Source organism: Streptomyces sp. NPDC048275 (assembly GCF_040652275.1).
GTDB lineage: Bacteria > Actinomycetota > Actinomycetes > Streptomycetales > Streptomycetaceae > Streptomyces.
On sequence record NZ_JBEZLR010000227.1, the window covers coordinates 1 to 2,760 of the forward strand.

Sequence of the window (2,760 nt, forward strand, 5' to 3'; positions counted from 1 at the left end):
GTCGTGGACGGTCTGGAGGACGGGGCACAGAGCGGTTCCCGGGCACCGGCCGCGATCGAGGCGGCGGCGTACTTCGTGGTCGCCGAGGCGCTGACGAACGCCGGGAAGCACAGTGGTTCGGAGCGTGCGTCGATCCGACTCGCCCGTACGGCGGCGGGTTTGAGCGTGGTCGTACGGGACGAGGGCCAGGGCGGTGCCGGGATCACCCAGACTTTCGGCTCTGGGGGAGAAGCGGGCGGCTCGGGGCTGCTCGGCATGCGGCGGCGGGTTGCCGCGCTCGACGGCACGCTGCGGATGACCAGCCCTCTCGGGGGGCCGACCGTGATCGAGGTGGATCTCCCGTACACGTGGTGAGGGCGCGCCACACCCCTCTTAATCTGATAGACAACTCCATATTGACAGTGGACTCCCATTTGGGAGTAGTCTTTCATCAGGTTGCTCCCTTCCTGGAGGTCCGTATGTCCATGCCAGACCTGTCTCCGTCGTCGTCCGCCCTGGCCCGCTCCCCCCGCCGCTGGTTAGCGCTGGCCGCCCTCACGTTCAGCGTGCTGATCGTCGCGCTCGACGGCACGATCATCAACGTCGCCCTGCCGACCCTCGCCGGCGATCTGCACGCCGACAGCTCGCAGCTGCAGTGGATCGGCGGCGGCTATCTACTGACCCTGTCCGTGGCGATGCTCCCGATCGGCATGCTGGGCGACCGCTACGGCCACAAACGGCTTCTGCTCTCCGGGATCGCCCTCTTCGGCCTCGCCTCGGTGGGCGGCGCGCTCGCCGGCTCGCCCGCGACGGTCATCGCGGCACGGGCCGTCCTCGGCCTCGGCGCGGCCATGATCCTGCCGCTGTCGATGGCGATCCTGCCGCGCGTCTTCGCCAAGGAGGAGCTGCCGAAGGCCATCGCCACCTGGACCGCCGCCACCGCCCTGGGTATGCCCGTGGGCCCCCTCGTCGGCGGCTGGCTGCTCGACCACTTCTGGTGGGGCTCGGTCTTCCTCTTCAACGTGCCCGTCACCGTCCTGGCCCTGGCCGCCGGGCTGTGGCTGCTGCCGAGCGACAAGAAGCGCGAGACCTCCGTCCCCTTCGACGCCCTCGGCGCCGTACTGAGCGCCCTCGGCATCACCGCACTGGTGTACGGCACGATCCTGATCCCGCGCGACGGCTGGACCGACCCCACGGTGCTGGCCACCCTCGTCGGCGGAGCCGCCCTGCTCACCGGATTCGTGCTGCGCGAGCGCCGCCACCCGCACCCGCTGGTCGACTTCAAGCTGTTCGCCGATCGCCGGTTCCTGTGGGGCACGCTGATCGCGGTCTTCGTCAACTTCGCCGTGATGGGCATCCTCTTCGTCGTCCCGCAGTACCTGCAGGCCGTGCTCGGCAACGACGCCTTCGCCACCGGGATCCGCGTACTGCCCCTGATCGGCGGGCTGATGGCCGCCGCCACGGTGAGCGAATCCCTCGTTCCACGGCTCGGCGCCCGCACCGTCATCCCGTTCGGCATGGCACTCCTTGCCGCGGGCGTCTTCCTCGGCGCGACCTCGAACAGTGGGGACGGCTACGCCTTCACCGCGCTGTGGCTCTCCGTCACCGGGCTGGGCTTCGGGCTCGCCGTCGTACCCGCGACCAGCCTGGTGATGGGTTCACTGCCGGTCGACAACACCGGACAGGGGACGAGCGTGCTGGAGACCCTCCAGCAACTCGGCGGCGTCCTCGGCGTGGCGGGCCTCGGCAGCCTGCTCGGCTACGGCTACCTGGACCGGCTCAGCACCGACGGCCTCCCGGCGCAGGCGGCCGACGCGGCCCGCGACTCGGTGTCCGGCGCGGACGAGGTCGCCCGGCAGCTGCAGGACACCGGCCTCGCTGTCTCCGCGCACGAAGCCTTCATCCATGGAATGAACCTGGTCCTGACAGCCTGCGGAGTGATCTCGCTGATCGCCGCCGTACTCGCCGCGCGCTACCTGCCGAGCCGGTCCACGACATCCCGTACATCCTCCAAGTCCTCCACCACGTCCTCCGCGTCGCCCAAGGTGGCCCCGACAGCGCCGGAGCACGCAGAATCGGTGGCATGACGATGCAGGAGACCTCGGCCGCACCCCTCGGTCTGCGGGAGCGCAAGAAGCAGAAGACCCGCGAGCGCGTCCGGCGCGAGGCGTACCGCCTGTTCGGCGAACACGGGTACGAGGCGACGACCGTCGACCAGATCGCGGAGGCGGCGGAGATCTCGTCGAGCACGTTCTTCCGGTACTTCCCCACCAAGGAGGACGTGGTCATCCAGGACGAGTACGACCCCGCACTCGCCGAGGCCCTGCGCGCGCGGCCCGCCGACGAACCCATCGTCGACGCGATCCTGCACGCCCTGAAGGGGCCGATGGGGCAGATGCTCGAGCAGGACCGCGAAGAACTGCTGCTGCGGACCCGGATCACCTTCACGGACCCCGCGATCCGGGCCCGCTCGGTCGGCGAGCAGCAGCGCAGCGAGGAGGCGATCGCCGCGATCATCGCGGAGCGCAGCGGGCGGGCCGCCGGGGACCTGGACGTGAAGTGTGCGGCGGCGGCCATCATCGCCGTGTTCACCACACTCGTACGGCACTGGGTCGAGGGCGGTGGCGAGGAGGACCTGGCGGAGCTGTACGACCGTCACCTCCCCCTGCTGTCCCACGGCTTGGCGTTCTAGGGCCTGTCCGGCGGATCAAGTCGCAGGAAATCGGCGGCGCCCTATAAACGCTGGTGAGCGGGGTCTGGTGCGTCCAACTGCAAGGCGGA

Annotated in this window: 3 protein-coding genes; all 3 read left to right on the forward strand. The window is 70.0% G+C overall.

The window, feature by feature from the left end:
* A partial coding sequence (locus AB0D57_RS47475; protein WP_362088732.1) for an ATP-binding protein occupies nucleotides 1-354 on the forward strand: 354 nt, incomplete at its 5' end.
* Nucleotides 355-458: 104 nt separating this feature from the next.
* Nucleotides 459-2,066 (forward strand): MFS transporter, encoded by a 1,608-nt coding sequence (locus tag AB0D57_RS47480; protein ID WP_362088733.1) that lies wholly within the window; start codon nucleotides 459-461, stop codon nucleotides 2,064-2,066.
* The gene (locus AB0D57_RS47485) at nucleotides 2,063-2,671 is read left to right on the forward strand and encodes a TetR family transcriptional regulator (protein ID WP_362088734.1); all 609 of its coding nucleotides are present in this window, start codon (nucleotides 2,063-2,065) and stop codon (nucleotides 2,669-2,671) included. The genes AB0D57_RS47480 and AB0D57_RS47485 overlap by 4 nt, the downstream gene beginning before the upstream one ends.
* Nucleotides 2,672-2,760: the final 89 nt, after the last annotated feature.